The sequence below is a fragment of the Tessaracoccus luoxuelianae genome (assembly GCF_054483915.1).
On record NZ_JBTLTG010000002.1, the window covers coordinates 61,114 to 76,405 of the forward strand.

The 15,292-nt window shown below is 65.9% G+C and carries 9 protein-coding genes; 1 reads left to right on the forward strand and 8 read right to left on the reverse strand.

The window, feature by feature from the left end; all coding sequences use genetic code 11:
- Window positions 1-183: 183 nt before the first annotated feature.
- Window positions 184-2,475, reverse strand: coding sequence for an AAA family ATPase (locus tag ACX1D1_RS16025; RefSeq protein WP_459056673.1), 2,292 nt, complete (start codon window positions 2,473-2,475; stop codon window positions 184-186).
- Window positions 2,476-2,789: 314 nt separating this feature from the next.
- On the opposite strand from ACX1D1_RS16025, the gene ACX1D1_RS16030 reads away from it, so the two are divergent.
- Window positions 2,790-3,404, forward strand: a complete 615-nt coding sequence (locus ACX1D1_RS16030) for a GIY-YIG nuclease family protein (RefSeq protein WP_459056674.1) — start codon at window positions 2,790-2,792, stop codon at window positions 3,402-3,404.
- Between the two features lie 34 nt (window positions 3,405-3,438).
- On the opposite strand, the gene ACX1D1_RS16035 is transcribed toward ACX1D1_RS16030, so the two are convergent.
- The 7 genes from ACX1D1_RS16035 to ACX1D1_RS16065 form a co-directional block, all read right to left on the reverse strand.
- Window positions 3,439-4,344, reverse strand: a complete 906-nt coding sequence (locus tag ACX1D1_RS16035) for a GIY-YIG nuclease family protein (RefSeq protein ID WP_459056675.1) — start codon at window positions 4,342-4,344, stop codon at window positions 3,439-3,441.
- A gap of 147 nt (window positions 4,345-4,491) precedes the next feature.
- A complete protein-coding gene (locus ACX1D1_RS16040) occupies window positions 4,492-5,415 on the reverse strand; it encodes a hypothetical protein (protein ID WP_459056676.1) in 924 nt (307 codons plus the stop codon).
- Window positions 5,405-7,456 (reverse strand): N-6 DNA methylase, encoded by a 2,052-nt coding sequence (locus tag ACX1D1_RS16045; RefSeq protein WP_459056677.1) that lies wholly within the window; start codon window positions 7,454-7,456, stop codon window positions 5,405-5,407. Before ACX1D1_RS16045 ends, ACX1D1_RS16040 begins: the two co-directional genes overlap by 11 nt.
- A complete protein-coding gene (locus ACX1D1_RS16050) occupies window positions 7,453-7,998 on the reverse strand; it encodes an NYN domain-containing protein (protein ID WP_459056678.1) in 546 nt (181 codons plus the stop codon). The genes ACX1D1_RS16045 and ACX1D1_RS16050 overlap by 4 nt, the downstream gene beginning before the upstream one ends.
- Before the next feature lie 542 nt (window positions 7,999-8,540).
- Window positions 8,541-9,329 carry a TY-Chap domain-containing protein gene (locus ACX1D1_RS16055; protein ID WP_459056679.1) on the reverse strand — a complete coding sequence of 263 codons (789 nt, stop codon included), beginning with the start codon at window positions 9,327-9,329 and terminating at the stop codon, window positions 8,541-8,543.
- The gene (locus ACX1D1_RS16060) at window positions 9,326-9,997 is read right to left on the reverse strand and encodes a hypothetical protein (protein WP_459056680.1); all 672 of its coding nucleotides are present in this window, start codon (window positions 9,995-9,997) and stop codon (window positions 9,326-9,328) included. Before ACX1D1_RS16060 ends, ACX1D1_RS16055 begins: the two co-directional genes overlap by 4 nt.
- 108 nt (window positions 9,998-10,105) lie before the next feature.
- A complete protein-coding gene (locus ACX1D1_RS16065; protein WP_459056681.1) occupies window positions 10,106-15,262 on the reverse strand; it encodes a helicase-like domain-containing protein in 5,157 nt (1,718 codons plus the stop codon).
- Window positions 15,263-15,292: the final 30 nt, after the last annotated feature.

The window sequence follows — 15,292 nt, forward strand, 5'->3', positions numbered from 1 at the left end:
AGCGCACCGTGTGCTTGGCGTGAGTGTGGACAACACTTGGGCAGCTGAGTATTCGCAGCACTGCAGGCTCTCTGGCGAGCTCGGGAAGGCAGACGGACACCGCAGCCTGGCTGCGCAGTGACCGCATCACGTCTCCCTTCTCAACCGGTCGTGCCGGCTCGGTTGCCCGATCTGACCTCGCGGTCAGGGCCGGCGGGAAGCGACCTCTCGTAGCCTGTAGCCGAGTTTCTGGAACTCGGCGGGGACGTCGGTGACGGTGGCCGCTGCTGCACGTATCGCCTGAGGGCTGACGTCGGCGCCGTAGGTGCGGGTCAGCCAAGTCTTGAAGTCGTGCAGGCCCTTCGAGCGGTCCAGGCCAGGCCTGGCTGCGTCATGCTCAGCGCGTAACTCAACCCACGACTTGTGCGCTTTCGGCACGATGGCCTCGGCCGGCAGGTACTCGACGATGTCTCGTGCGGCCAGTCCATATGGGAGGAGTCTCTCGCTGATGCCCTTCTTCAACGCTCTGGCCAACCAATGGGAGATCCACTGGTACTCCTCGCCTTTCCGGCCCCGCATCTGGCCGGTGAGGTAGTCGATGGCTAGGTCGGCATCCCCGCTCAGGTAGCGTTCTTGAGCCTCCTGCCAGGTTGCGTCGATCTCGCTGGCCGCCACGTTGTCCAGCAGCGCGACGACATGCGCGGTGGTCATGTCGAACAACAACTGGCTCTCGACAGTTGAGGGAAGCTTGGCTCCTCCGCGCATCGCGACGATCTTGACTCTCGACGATTCGATTACATCTGGCAAGAGTGCGCGGACCACAATCTCGTCGTGTTCGCCCTCGACCAACAGGAAGATCCGGTACATGCCGATAAGGTCCGAGGGGAGGAGACCCAGCTCAGCGTAGGACTCCTCGAGGTCGAACTTGGGCATCTGGCTGGCCGAAGTGGGCCCCCCTCGGTGACGGTGGACGTGGATCAGGCTGACCTCGGGCCGGTTCAGGATCTCGGGCGAGTGGGTGGCTACAACGACTTGAGGACCGGCGACGGTCAGGCCGTCCAGGCCGTGGGCCATGTGCCGCTCTGCCGCCCGATGCAACGCCGCTTCCGGCTCGTCAATGATCACCAGATCCGCTGGCCGGAACCGCTGCTCCAACCAATCCCAGTTGGGTGCCGGCACGTGACCTTCATCTTCGTTGGGAGATGGGATGGGGACGCGGTCAAGTGCTCGGCGTATGGCGATGCGTGCCCAACGGCTCTCAGCGGTGGACAGATCGGCGATCGGTACAGCTTTCTCCCACGCGGCGTCGGGGGTCTCCAGTTCGCGGTCCTTCAGTAGGGGCAGTGTGGCAGGGCTCGTCCAGACTAGGGGTGAAGAGGTGAGCCATTTGTGTGGTGGGGCTAGCGTGAGTCGCAGCTCGGGCCCATCCTGGAGCAGGCTGGTGAGGATCTGGTTGGCTTCTTTGGACAGGGCTGTTACCCAATCCCGCATTCGGGGTTCCAGGGTGAACGAGTCGGGTGAGGAGTCCCAGCCTTGGACGAATCGCCACTGGTTCAGCACGATCGAGAATCGCTGTGCTGTGAACGCATCGAGGTCCTGGTCGATGGTTTCGTCTTGGAGTACCCAGGGGATGTGGTCTACTTCCGCGATTCGAGCCATCGGGATGGGGAGCCCGTCGTTCACCATCTTGGTGAGTCGCTCATGACTGTCCAAACCCAGCAGTGTGTCATCTGTGAAGATCCAATCACGATCCCATTGCCAGGAGGCGACTGGAAGGTTCAGCCAGTATCGAGTCAGACCGTCAGAGGCCCAGGGGATCAGGTTCCCCTCGTGGGTGTTCCACCAGTGGTCGGCCGTGACGGCGCCGCTCACCCATTCGGCCACAGCTAACTCGATGGCATAGTCTTCCCGGATCGGCGGCCGGTCGGCCACCTCTCTGAGAAATCTCCTCACCAATCCCACCAACAGCTCGACCTGGACAGCACTGGGTGTGCCGGTGGGGGTGTCGTCTGCGGAAAAGATTGCTTTGATGAGAGGGCGTCCTGCTAGAGCGATCCGATCGAACTGCTCGATGGCTTCTGCTGTCACGGGGGCGCTCGAGGAAAGGTCCGCGCCTGGTGCGGCGCAGACCCACACGTCCCACCTCGCCTCCGTGATACCGGTCGGCACCAGCGCCAAGTATCCTGACCGCGCGAGTTCCTGAACCAGTTCTTCCGGGACCTCAAGTCGCTCGCTCGCAGGGGGCCGGTAGTGACGACCACCCTGCACGAACCACCGCCGGATAGCCTCACCTAGGGCGTCCTTGCTCCACCAGTTCTCGCGCTGAGTCCGATCGCCTTGATCCAGCCAACGGACCCGGGCGTCGTTGATGATGATGTGAGTGCCAGGAGATGCTCGACCGGACAGCGCGTCACGAAGAGCCGCCAAGATCTGGGACTTGCCGGCTCCGTTGCGTCCGTAGAGCGCGGTGACACCCTCACCCAACTCGACGGCCACATCCCGCAGCGGGCCCGCATCACTCCTGAGACCCACCACTCGCGGCCGGCCAGCAACCAGTGCACCCTCATCGCCACCCATTCCATACCTCCAGATCAGGCGACAGCCCATGGTCACCATCGGCACCGGGCACACAGCAGTATGGAGTCTATCGACCGTGCCTGCCTGGCTCCGGGGGATCCTGACCTGCACAGATCCTGCTCAACATCCCGGCATCGAGGGCGTCCTCCAGCAGCCGGGTGGCCGGAAACCCCTTCTTCCGTTCGCATGCAGTGACGTCTGCGGGAGAGCCTGCGCGGCAGTAGCCTCACTCCATGCTTGGCGGACGCGATCATGTTGCTGAAGCGATGCGGGCGCTGGCGGGTCAACGCTGGCCGGTCGCGGAGGCGGTCAACCACGTCACTGCGGTGCCCGGTCTGTACGCGATCTACGGCCATGAACAGGTTTGGGGTGACCTCGGGTTGCCCTATCGAGCAGAGACGCCGCTCTATGTCGGGAAGAGCGAAGACAACTTGGTGAGCCGCGAACTCGGGACACACTTCGCTGTTGGCACTGGTCGAGCGCAGACTGGCAGTTCCACTGTCCGGCGCTCGTTCGCTGCGCTGCTGCGTGGTGAACTGGGTCTGCACGGTGTGCCTAGGAACCAGAAGGACCCGGGCCACTTCGACAAGTATGGACTACTGCCGGATGCTGATGCCCGGCTGACCGCGTGGATGCATGCGCACCTGACCGTCGCCGTGTGGCCGGCGCCTGCTGACCTTGATCGCAAACTCAAGAACGTCGAAGACGAGATCATCGAGGCGTGGGAGCCGCCCCTGAACCTGCGCGGTAACCCTCACCCCTCGGCCGAGCTCCGAGCTGCAAGGAAAGAGATGGCCACGGAGGCAGCAGCTTGGGCAGCCCGGGAGGGCATCAGCGGACACACTTGAGGCCGCCACGGCCACATTGCCTGTCGCGTGCGGCTCATTCCACGCCGCGGCTCTCCCAGTCGCCGAAGGTTTCGCCTTCGGTTGAGATCCAGGCTGCGCGGCCGTTGCATGACCGTCCGAGTGCGATCGCGCCTGCCGTCGATGGGGAAGTGAAGACCACGTCGCGGGACACCAGGCCGGTGCCGTTGACGACCGTGATGGTGCCGTTAGCGACCAGCTTTGCGTGGAGCGCGCTGTAGGAGGCGTAGGCGCGAGCGGTGCTGGGACTGTATCTGGCGCTCTCGCGAACGTTGCCGACCACGGCTGAGCCGGCCAGCATGGTGAACTCGCCATCGATCTGCTGGGCCTTGGCGTCCACACCTTGCTTGGCGTTGACGAGTCGGAACAGCGGCGAGATCAGCTGGTCAACCAGACTGGGACCAGGTGCTTTGAGTTCACGAACGCGGATCGCGTTGACGCCGAGCACTGGCAGTACGACTTGTACTTGTTCGATGAAGTACTCCATGTCGGACCGGTCTGCCTCGGGCAGTGGTGCCGGTGGTGGCTGGGTGCCGTTCTCCAGCTCCACGCGGGCGGCGCGTGTGGCCAGGTCGATCAGTCGTGACTCCAGGTAGCGGACGTGTCCTTTGGTGAGGTTCTCGTCCTTCGATGTGACGACCACTGCCCGATCCCAGAACTCTTTGCCGCGTTGGTGGGATCGGAGCCGGTCGGCGACGTCTTCGGCTTCCCCGATGTAGCAGCGGACTCCGCCGATAGCGGCCTCGTCGTCGCCCAACAGAAGGTAGACGCCGGGCCGCTGTGCCTCGGATCGTTTGAGCAGGTCACCGAGATCGGATCGCCGGCCTGAGAGCACATGCCCGGTCCAGTTTGTGATCTCGGCCGTGGTCAATCCGCCTGGCGTTCCGTCGACCAGGAAGAGCTTCAGTTGTCTGCCACCCATGCTGGCAGCGTACCCAGACACCTGTCCTCGGTGATGGCGCCTCGGGGGCACAGGAGGAACGCGATCTCGAGCAGGTCGAACGTCGGGGCCGAGACAGCAGGCTGCCTGATCTTCTGGGTGGTGGGTCGTCTAGCGGGTGATGGGGTTTCAGGCGGGGGTGGCGGCTAGTACTGATCGGTCTCCGAACCGGAACAGGGTCAGGTGGAGCGGTTGGGTGGGAAAGAAGTCGGCGGCGTTGTGGTTGTCGCGACCGAGGGTGCCGAATTTGAAGGGCTTGAGGGCCTGGTGCAGCAGTGCTGTCAGCGCGGCAGGGTCGGCCAGTTCTTCGCGGAGCTGGTCCATCGTGGGGAGATGTGAGGGGTAGGGGGTGTCGGTGTCGCCATCTTGGAGGATGGTCGATCCGGCGAGTACGCCCTTGACGCCGTCGAACCGGATCTGCAGTTGGAATCCTGTGGTGGCGTGGGAGCTTGGTCTGAGTTCGAGATGGATGTTGGAAACATCACAGTTCTCGGTGGGGAATCGAACCATGAGGGCGTAGGTGCGGCCCCCGACCCGGACGGGTTGCGTGGTCAAGTCCACGGCTTGCCGGAGGTAGGTGATGCGTGAGCGTGCGACTCGGGCGAAGGCCATGCGTCCGCTGGGGTTGAGGATGATCGGGTAAATGAAGAGGCGGGCGAGGTTGACTCTGGTTGTTGTTCCGTCGCCGGCGGGGAGCCGCCAGTTTGTGAGGTCTGTGTCGCCGTCAGCTAGCAGTGTCTGGTAGCTGCGGTCTGCCGCCCACCCGAGTTGTGTCAGTACCTTCTGGGGGGAGGCGACATCGGGGTTGCTCAACACCTGCCCTAACCCGTCGGAGACCGGGGACCCCTGGAATGAGATGTCGTTGAAGACGTTGTCGAACAGGTCTTCGGGGTAGTAGCCGGGAGAGTGCCAGTAGGCGCGGCATCCCAGCATCGACAGCAGGTCCGCTAGTTCGAGTGCTTCGGCCTTGTCGCGGACGTGGAAGACCCCTGTTGTGCCGGGGTACTTTGATGTTTCCAGGTTGATGACGACCCAGGACTTGTCAGTTGCCATGCTGGGCTCCTTCCGGGTTGGGGCGATGATCTGCCAGGGTGCTGGCGTCGGTGGCCGCAGGGGTGGTCATGGTGCCGTCTTCCGTCGGTGAAGGGGTGGCGCTGGTGGGGGTCGCTGGTGGTTCTGGGGGGGTGAGGGGGGCGTTGTGACGGATGGCGTCGAGGAGGGTGGTGCGGGCGGTTGCGGCTCGGGCTGCGAGGTCCTGGGCTGTTGAGTGGAGAAGGTCCAGTGCGGCGGCGGCTGTTTGGATGGAGGTCTGGTCGTCTGGGGGGATGATGGGGATTTCGAGGTCGCGCAGGGCTGCTCGGCGGATGGTGGTTCCGGTTTGGAAGCGTCTGTTCCAGGCGCCTGTGAGGGCGGTGGCGAGGTAGGCCGGCTGCAGGAGGTCTTCCTTCACGATGCGCAGTCGGTAGACGCCGGTGGCGGGCAGGTGGCCACCTGTGGTGTCCACTCGTGCGCGGATGGTGTGCATGGTGGTGACCAGGACGTCGCCCTTGTGGGTGAGGTCTGGGTGCTGGTCGTGGCCTTCGGGTAGCGCGGTTCTGCGCAGTGTCGCGTCGCGTACGTCGGCGGCGGTCGCGATCCGCTCCTGGAGTTCGGGGGCCGCGTCGGCGTAGCGTTCCGCCGGTTTCCCGGTGGACTGCTCCAGTACCCCTTCGTCGAGGAGCTCTCCCACGGTCATGACGCGCGACTTGGGCAGGTTGGTTGGGCCGGGGAAGGCCGACAGGGTCTGGATCTGGTCGGCGGTGGCGTGGATAGTGCGTCTCGCCTCGGTGTAGGTGGCGGCTATCTCGCTAGGGGCGATCTCGGTTCGGGTGAGCCAGAGACGCGGCGAGAGTTGGGAGTCCTGGGCGAGGACGTCGGCGATGGGGATGTCCACATGCGGGACCCCCCTGCGGGTGGCTGGGTCGTTCAGCCAGCCCGCTGCCAGGTCTTCGGGTGCGGATTCTGCTGAGGCGTCGATGAAGAGGATGCGCGGATCGGGGGCGGTGTGGGGGCGGCGGACCACCCACAGGGCCAGGGGAATGGTGATGTTGGGCAGCAGTTTGCCGGGCAGCCCGATGATCGTCTCCACGCAGCCCTGTCGCACCAGCTCTGCGCGGATCTCACGCTCGTTGTCGCGGCTGAGAACAGCGTGGGGGGTCAGCACGTATCCGCGTCCGGTCTCGGACAGGTGCGCCACGACATGCTGCAGCCAGCCGGTATCTGCGGAGGTGAGCGGCGGGGTACCGAACTCGAAGCGTGGATCGGTCAAGCGGGTGGGGGTGTCGGGGGATCGGAGCCCGAACGGCGGCTCGAGGATGATCACGTCGGCGCGAAGCTCAGGATCGGCATCCTTGGCCAGGACGTCGGTGTGGGCCAGCTCCAGTTGGACGTCGTGCAGCTCGGCGCGCTGGCCGGCGATGCGCAGGGCCCGCTCGTTGAAGTCGTGGCCCACGATTCTGTCTGGTGCAGCGCCGAGGGTGACGGCCTGGAGCAGCGCTGCGGCGATCCCACACGCCGGGTCATACAGCGTCCCACCGGGTCGCGCTGCCGCAAGGTTGGCGAGCAGTGTGGCGGTGCGGGAGCCGACGAACCCGAGATCGGCTCCGCTTTTGCCCTGGGACTTAGACAGCCGCTCCAACGCGTAGTCAGCCACAGCGTGCAGGTTGCCCATGTCGACCGAGTCGATCGCCTCCTGAACCCGCTGACGGGTCTTGTGGTCGACCTCACCCCAGGCCGGCTCCTCGCTGCTGCCGGTCTTGCGTGCTACCAACAGCGACAGCAGCAGATCGGTGGCCTCGTCGACCGACAGGCTCCCCCGCAGCACGTTCATCGCCGCCCACACCCGAGACTCGCCGGCATCCTGCTTGAGTTCGATGCCGCGGCCCTTGAGCCACTCCCCCACTTCCTCGACGGAGAACAGGGGCTTGGAGGCAGATCCGCCTACCGGTTGCGGGAAGTCGGCCGACCGCTTGCGCCAGTTGCTCACCGCGCCGCGGGAGACGCCGGCCAGGTCGGCGATGTCGCTGGGTGAGACCCAGCCCTGCTCGGGGCTCATGCCGCACCGTGGGCGGTGTCGGCTTCGGCGAGGAAGAAGACGGTGTGTGCTGCGGCCATACGGAGACGCCGTGAACATCCGTCGGCGTGGGCAACCACGGTCACCGAAACCCCCTGGGCCCCGAGACCGGCGACGGCGTCGGTGAAGATCCCGTCGCCGGACACGAGCACCACCTCGTCAAAGCGTTCTGCGATGCGCTCATCGGCGATCACCTCGAGCAGCGCCAGGTCGGCCCCGTTGTCGCCGGAGCGGACCACCAACCGTGGCCCGGGCCATCCCCAGCCAGTGGCGAGGAGCCCGACATGGCTGGTCGCGATGATGATCTGCTCCTGACCGTGCAGTGACACGGCCTCCAGCAGGGCCTGGCGGGCGTTGACTGCCTGCTCCTCGACCAGGACAGCGCCCCGGGCGATGTTCTCGATGTCGACCAGCACCAGGCGGCGGCCGCGGAGTGCACGCTTCTTGACGGGCGGCTGCGGTGCCGCGGGGGTGGCCACGACGCTCGGCGTGGCGGGGACGATGTGGATCAGATTTTCGCTCATGGGTAGACAGTAGCACCCACCCCGACATCGTGTCAAGTGTGAATCTGGTTCACGGCCTAACGTCCGAGGGAAGAGTTCACGGTGATGTGTCAAGCCCGTATTAACCGGTTAATTGGGCTGGTCGGGGTGTCCCAAGCTGGGACACCCCGCGAACGGCGATCCGGGTGAATCAATGTGAATCACCCTCGGTTGCCCTTTGCATCGTCCCATGATGAGACGACACAAAGGAGTGAAAATCAGATATACACCACATGTGGCAGGCTACCGGCTTGGTGTCCGCAAGGGCGGCGTCATCCGTCGCCTGGCTTTGACGATGCCGCGAAGGCAGCCGACTCTCGTACGTCACCAGGTCTGTCGCCGAGTGGTCATGGGGTCGGCGAACGAATCGAGGGCCGGTCTATGCACTCAGTGGTTCATGATCTGCATCAAGCGGGTTAACCGGTTAATTCCCCCTGTGCCTCGGTGACGGTCGCTCCACACATAGCTCGGCTTCGGACCCCCGAGAGCTTCACGGGCTACTGGCAGGAGGTCTGCTCGAGGGTTCAGACGCGTCTGAAGGATCGTTTGAAGGGATTGGCTGCCCACACGTCTGCGCGGCCTCGTTGGAGGTCCAGAGCGCAGCGGAGTCGATGGGCGATCGCTGGCGGGTCGGGGAACATCGAAAACGCCGCCCCCGACTCGCGGCTCTTCAGGTAGAGGGACAGCTCGGAGTCGTCCCAGTGTGTGGTTCCGTCGTCGTAGGGCGGACCGAGGTAGAGCACCTTGTAGAGGAGCCCGTCTCCATGGATGAGAACGGCTGTTTCGGCCTGGTGCGGGTAAATCAGCATCTGCCGGCGCTCGACGAGGCTGTCCGCGAATTCGGGGTCAAGCGTGAGCAGCTCCGCGATCAGCGGGTCGTCCTCGACAGGCATCTGGGTGCCTTGCGGGAGTTCCAGCCCCAACGACTCAGCGAGCTCGTGAGGTCTGGCGTTGAGTACCTCGACCAGGGCTCTCACGGTCGCCCGGGCTGCTGCCTGGAGTTCGTGATCGTGGCCATGTTCCAGGCCGATCCACCAGTTCGGCATGTCGTGGTCGGGCGGGGTGAAGCCGAGCTCGCCGAGCCACGCCTGGTCGAAGTCGGAGACTCCCCGATCAAGCAGGGCGGCACCAGGGACCTCGATCAGTACGGCGTCTCCCTCATGGGAGGCCATCTGGTAATACATCTCCTCGGCAGGGGCCACGACCTCCACAGTGAGTGACCGACCGGTGCCCCGGATTCCGACCAGCTGCTGCGCGATCGCTGCGGTGAGACTGTCGAGGAGCAGCATCCCTGCCTGCGTGGTGTTGGTCACATGTGCTCAGTTGCGGCGGCTGGTGTCGCGTCGACAACGGGGAGTTCGAGGAATCGGAGGTGAACTTCGATCTTCTCGGCCGTCAGATCGGTTGGTTCGATGATCTCGTAGCGGCCCCCGCAGATCAGCTCGAGTTCCTCGGCCACGATCCCGGAGTGGATCCAAGCCGGGATGGCTGGGAATGGGCCGTGAACGATGAAGGTGAACCTGTCGCCGTAATGACGTGCGATATCGGGATCGAAACTGGCACCCCACAGCGGCATGGTGATCTCGCCTGTGGCCAGTGACTGGAGGATCTGCTGGTCCTGGGTGCCCTTCTTGATGCCGCGACCGACCCAGCTCGACCCGGTGTTCAACTCCTCGGCCCATTCGGCCGGCGTGCGCAGTGGACTCGCAGCCAGGGCATCCAGGAGCGTCCTGGCGCGCTGCGTCGTGGGCTCGTCTCTCCGTGCATCTTCTTCGTACTTGTCGATGAAGTCAGCCCGGAAGTAGTGCCTGATGCCGGTCAGATTCCGAGCTGCCGCCCGGATCGGTGACGATCCCCCCGACATGCCGCCCTGCCACGCCACACACGCATCCTGCAAATCCATGTCCAACCCCCGTTTCCACCCGGCACCTGCAGGGCTTGCTCTATATCTATCGCACGGGCCCGACATTGGCTTCTCCATCCTGGACTTGCTCCACCACCCCGCCCCGGTGGGGAGGGGCGTCGTGGTTGGCCGACGCCGATTCCGTTCCGAGCCGAGGCCCCGACGAAGACGAAGACACCGCTCGACCTATCTGGGTGGCGCGTGCCGTGGCGCCGTCGGCCGGGTGTGACCCATCGGATGCTGGGTGGTGGGGCCGCTCGGCGGGGGTGTGGTTCGTTGTCGGAGGTTGGTTTCGAGGGCGCGGTGGATGGCCTGGGGGTGGAGGCCTTTGAGGCGTGTGGAGAGGTGGTCGAGGTCGGCGCCGAGGTGGGCGAGTCGGTTGAAGTGGCCGCGGGTGGTGTCGCGGTCGGGGTCGGTGAGGAGGGCGGGGTTGGTGGCGTGTGCCCAGTCGTTGAACCGGTCCGGCGGATTCTCGTCCTGGGGGTTGGTGAGGGGGGTTTGGTGGGTGAGTTGTTCGTTGATGGTGGTGTAGCGCTGTCGGGCGGTGTCGAGGTCGTCCTGGTGGGGGAAGGGTTGCCCGTGGAGGGCGGTGGCGTGCGCGTGGCGGGTGTGGTGTTCGGCCAGTGTTTCTTCGTGGTGGGCGATGAGGGCTGGGAGGGCGCGGCTGATCAGGTTCTCGAGTTTGGTGAGGGTGCCTTTCTGCGGGTTCCCGAGGTCCGCATGCGGGATCGTGACGGCGGGGGTGTCGCCGGCGGCGGTGAGGGTGAAGGCGATGTTGCCGTTGCCGAGTGCGGTCATCTGGATCTGGTGGCCGCCGAGCTCGGCGATGAGGCCGAGGTCGAGGTGCTGGTCGGGTCGGAGGTTCAGCTGGGTGAACATGGCGTGCAGCTCGTCGGCGGCGTCGCCTCGTTTGGTGTGGCGCTGACCGTTGAGAGTGACGTGGAACGCGTCACCAGCTGTCGGGATCGTGAGTGCGGCGGCGGCGTGGAGTTCGGGGAGCCGGCCGGTGAGGTGCTCGATGGTGTGCTGGCTGCTGCTGATGGTGTGTCTGAGCGCGATCTGGGTGTGCTTGTGCGCTTCGGCGAGGCGGGTGAGACGGGCCAGGTCGTGTTGGGCTTGGGCGTGTTGGAGGAGGAGGGGGTTACCGGAGGCGATGGCTTTGAATTCGGCGAAGCTGAGGGTGGCTTCGGAGACGTCTTCGATGTCGCGGGCGCCGTCCAGGGTGCCGCGCATGATCTGGTCGATGAAGCGGCCTTTGCGTTCGAGGGTTTGCCACATGTAGGTGTCGAAGGAGCCTTCGGTGATGACCTGGGTGATTTGGACGGTGGTGTTCTGGTTGCCTTGGCGGATGGCGCGGCCTTCGCGTTGGGTGACGTCGGCGGGTCGCCAGGGGGCGTCGAGGTGCATGACGTGGAGGGCGCGGTCTTGGACGTTGGTGCCGGTGCCCATTTTCGCGGTGGAGCCGATCAGCACGGCGATCTTCCCGCTACGGGCGTCGGCGAACAGGCGGGCTTTGGCCTGGTCGGTGGTCGCTTCGTGGATGAACCGCACCGATCCGGGTGGGAGTCCGTTGGCGTGGAGTTGGTCGCGGAGCTCGTGGTAGATGTTCCACTGGTCGCTGGGGGTCGACAGGTCACAGAACACGATCTGCAGCCCGCCGCGGATCGGGGATGGCTGGCCGGTGGCCGGATCCAGATACTCCTGGTTTTTGGTGGTGTGCCAGATGCGGGTGAGTTCGGCGGCGGCGATGTCGACTTTGCCGGGTTCGTGGAGGAGGGGGTGTTGGTCGGGGTCGGTGACCAGGCGCATGTCGAGGGCGGCGAGGCGGCCGTCGTTGCCGATTTTGAGCATGTTGTCGTCGCGGGGGTCGACCTGTCGGCCGGCGATCAGGTCGACGCGGTCGGCCAGCTCGTCGATGTAGCCGGCCAGGGCGTCGGATTTCGCGACGGTGAGCAGTTGCGGGAGGGGGGTGCCGTCGTGGCGGGGGGTGATGGTGGGGACGGGCAGGTTGAGGTCGGCGGCGGTTTTCACGTCGCCGAAGGAGTGGAACATGGTGAGGAGTTCGGGGACGTTGGTGAAGCGGGCGAATCTGGCGCGGAGTTGGAACTTGTCGCCGGTGATGTTGGTTTCGAAGCCGGTGACCACTTCCCCGAAGGTCGCGGCCCAGGAGTCGAAGTCGTTGATCCCGGCGTCGGTGAGGAGGTGGGGGGCGAGGTAGTGCTGCATGACGTACATCTCGGTGACGGAGTTCGCGATCGGGGTGGCGGTGGCGCCGGTGATCACGCGATGCCCGTAGCGCTCACGCAGGAACCACAGTTTCGCGTCGAGGTCCTGGGACCGTTGTGAGCCGTCGATGGAGGCGCCGGGGATGTTCGAGGCGACGCGCAGGTTCTTGTAGTCGTGGAGTTCGTCGATGACCAGGTAGTCGATGCCGGTTTCTTCGAAGCTGATCCCGGGGTCGCGGGGCTGGTCGAGTTTGGCTTTGAGTTTCTCTTCGGCGCGCAGGATCTGCTTCTCGATGGCCTTGACGCGAGATTCGGCCCGGCCACCGGCCTCAGCGACCCGGACCAGCGCGGCACGCATGTCGCGGGTCTGGTCGGTGAGGTAGTCCAGTTCCCGGCGCGGGTCCAGGGAGATGGCTTGGAAGGCGGTGCGGGTGAGGATGACCGCGTCCCAGTCGTTGGCGGCGACGCGGGCGACGAACGCGCGGCGTTTGTCGGCGGTGACCTCATCGGCGCCGGCGGCCAGGACGGTGGCGTGGGGGTAGAGCTGCATCCAGTCGCGGGTGAACTGCGCCAGCAGGTTGTTGGGCACCACGATCGCGGGTTTACGGATCATCTGGAGGCGTTTCAGTTCGGTGGCGCCGATGATCATCTCCGCGGTCTTCCCGGCCCCGACGACGTGGAACAGGCCCACGGATGGCTCGTTGAGCATCCGCGCGACCGCCGCCCGCTGATGCGGCCGCGGGGTGAACGAGTTCACCAAACCGGGAAACGTCAACTGCTGGCCTTCGGCGCTGTAATCGCGCAGCACGATCGAGTTGAACCGGCGGTTGTACTCGGCCTGCAGCCGCGCACCACGCTCGGGGTCCTCCCACACCCACCCGGCGAACCGCTGCGCGAGCAGTCGGGCTTTCTCCTGCGCGGCCTCGGTCTCGGTGGCGTTCAACGTGTCGATCTTGCGTCCGTCACGGTCGGTGTGGGAGTCCTTGACCAGGATCTGCGTCTGGGTCAGCAGACGTTGGATCAGTTCGGGGGCAGTCAGCCGGCGGGTCCCCCAATCGTGGGTCGCCGACATCGACCACTTGTTGCCCTCGACCACCCACTCGGAGCCATGAATATGAGTCACCTTCGCCTGCCGATCCTGGAGGACTTCGCGCATGAACAAGGTGTGATCCTCGGCCGGTATCCACACCGCCCCCAGCGCGGCGGTGATGTCTCCTGGCCCCAGGTCGGGGGGCAGCACGGCCCGCAGCGCGGCCACGTTGTGCTGCCAGCGGGGATCGACGGTGGCCGCCTGCCGGGCGAGGTCGAGTTTCTCGCGGACGTTGCCGGAGAGGTACTCGGCCCGCAGCACCACACCGCTGCTGTCGCCCTCGGGGGTGGGGGTGTCGAACACCAGATCATCAATCCGTTGTCGTGCCTGGGTCTGGTCGCAGCCCAGCAGGGCGGCGATGGTGGGCAGGTCGACGCGGCCGAGGGTGTCCAGGCTGACACTGACCGCATCCGAGGGTGTCTCGGCCGAGGTGATGGGTTCCCGGGGCACGATCTGCCGGGCGGTCAGCAAACCCGCGGGTAGAGCCAGGCCGGTGTCGTCGTCGAAGCGTTCCAGGGCTGTGACCAGCGGACCGTAGGGGTCGAGGCGGGTCACCAGCCGCACCGCCGCCGGTATCAACCGCGCCGGTCTGCGGGTCGGGTCTTTCGGCTGCGTCAACGTGAACCGGTTGATCGGCCCGAACGTCTCGACGTAGCGTTCCCATGAGCGCAGCAGCCTTCTCCGGTCCTCCTCCAACCCGGGATCACCATCGGCGGCGGTGGTCTCGCCCGCGATCACGCCTCGGGCCTGGTCCCGCAGCTCGAGCAGGGCCCGCACCTCCACGTGTTGCCTGGCCGGGACCTCCACCGCCACATTCACGCCCTCGGAGACCACGGTGAAACGGCCATCAGGGTGCGCGGTCAGATGCCCATCCCGCTCAGCCACCACCCCCTCCCCCACCATCACCACGCGCGCGTCGTCTGGGGTGGGCGTGAACGTCCAGCCCCTCTCGCGGGCCTGACGGGTGATCCCGGCGAGGGCGTCTCGGAGGGCTTCGCTGGTGTCGATGCCTGGGGTGGGGGTGATGTGGAGGCCCGCGACACCGTGCATCCCGACCCGGCATTCCGGCTGGCCGAGCACCAGAGACGGGGTGGCGGTGAGGCGACGGTTGATGTGCAGAATCTCCTCGGTGCCGTGGGGTCCGGGGAGGGTGACTGGGTCGGTGAAGATCCAGTCGTCCTCTCCCGGAGTCTCTCCTTCGACGCGGCGGCGGAGGATCAGGAGGTCGGTGACGGCCTCGGTGCCGGCGGCCGCGGTGTGGGCGCCGGTGGGGAGCCGGATGACGCCGACCAGGTCGGCGAGGTGGTGCAGGTCGCGGCGATGGGCCGGGTCACGCGAGTCGAGGGTGTAGTGGCTGGTCAGCACCGCCACCAGCCCGCCGGGGCGGGTCAGCTGCACCGACTTGGACAGGAAATGGTTGTGCATCACGTAGTGGTGCGGGTTGTGCAGCGGGTCATGGAGACGGACATCAGCGAACGGCACGTTCCCGACCACCGCGTCGAAGTAACCGCCCGGCAGGCGGGTCTCGGCAAACGACTCGGCACGTATCCGCGCCGCCGGATACAGCAGGCCGGCGATGGCGGCGGTGGTCGGGTCGAGCTCGACCCCCATCATCGACACCGCCTCCGGGGCGGTCCCGATGAACACCCCCGCCCCACAGCCCGGCTCCAACACCCGCCCCCCACTGGTGGGGGCGCCGAGCTCGACCAGCGTGTCCCAGATCGCGCGGGCATACTCCACATGCGTGTAGTGCGCGTTGATCGTGGTGCGGCGCGCCGCATCATAGGCGGCCGGGTCCAGCAGCTCCCGCAACATCTGGCGCCGCTGCGCATGATCCGGGCGGGCTTCGTCGAAGATCTGCGACAGGCCCTGCGCCCCCCACGACCCCCACCGGGCCAACACCTCCTGCTCCCCCACCGTCGCAGGCCGGCCCTCGGCCTGCACCCGGTGAAGAACGCGGATCGCGGCCACGTTGGCATCGAACCGGGCCACCGCCCCCGACGGCGCCATACCGTCCTGCCCACCCACCCGAAACCCCACCACCGCGCCGGCCACCGG

Excerpts from the sequence above, each read along its gene's own strand:
- ACX1D1_RS16045 (WP_459056677.1), bottom strand. The coding sequence starts at position 7,456 with ATGAGCCCCGAGCAGGGCTGGGTCTCACCCAGCGACATCGCCGACCTG.
- ACX1D1_RS16050 (WP_459056678.1), bottom strand. The coding sequence starts at position 7,998 with ATGAGCGAAAATCTGATCCACATCGTCCCCGCCACGCCGAGCGTCGTG.
- ACX1D1_RS16060 (WP_459056680.1), bottom strand. The coding sequence starts at position 9,997 with ATGGAGAAGCCAATGTCGGGCCCGTGCGATAGATATAGAGCAAGCCCT.
- ACX1D1_RS16030 (WP_459056674.1), top strand. The coding sequence starts at position 2,790 with ATGCTTGGCGGACGCGATCATGTTGCTGAAGCGATGCGGGCGCTGGCG.
- ACX1D1_RS16035 (WP_459056675.1), bottom strand. The coding sequence starts at position 4,344 with ATGGGTGGCAGACAACTGAAGCTCTTCCTGGTCGACGGAACGCCAGGC.
- ACX1D1_RS16040 (WP_459056676.1), bottom strand. The coding sequence starts at position 5,415 with ATGGCAACTGACAAGTCCTGGGTCGTCATCAACCTGGAAACATCAAAG.